The organism is Mesorhizobium sp. 01N446 (assembly GCF_056399285.1).
Window position 1 is genome coordinate 1 of sequence record NZ_JBFTRA010000048.1, and the last position, 431, is coordinate 431.

At 64.9% G+C, this 431-nt stretch carries 1 protein-coding gene; it reads right to left on the reverse strand.

Annotated elements, in window-relative coordinates:
* Positions 1 to 431: VCBS domain-containing protein (locus AC1DPX_RS35160; RefSeq protein ID WP_477242620.1), on the reverse strand; the 431-nt coding region annotated here is incomplete at both ends.

Sequence of the window (431 nt, forward strand, 5' to 3'; positions counted from 1 at the left end):
TCATTGGTGCCGTCGATGTTGATGGTCACCGAAGTGTGGGTGCCGTCGGCGCTGACGACATCGAACGTGTCGGTGTAGGTGGTGCCGGCAGCGAACTCGTTGTGGGCCGACGAGGCCGTGTAGGTCCAGGCGCCTGCCGCATCGATGGCGAAGGTGCCRTAGGTCCCGACAGTRCCRGCCTGGGCGACGAAGGTCGCAGGGCTGTCGACATCGGAGATGGTCAGCGTGCCCGAGGTGCTGATTGCCGCTGCGGTGTTGCCTTCCGTCAGGTTGACCGAGGCAGAGGAGAGAACCGCCGCGTCGTTGGTGCCGAGGATGTCGATGGCGACCGAGGTGTGGGTGCCGTCGGCRCTGACCACRTCGAAGTTCTCGGTRTARTGCTGGCCGGCGACGAACTCATTGTGGGCCGAGCTTGCGGTGTAGGTCCAGGC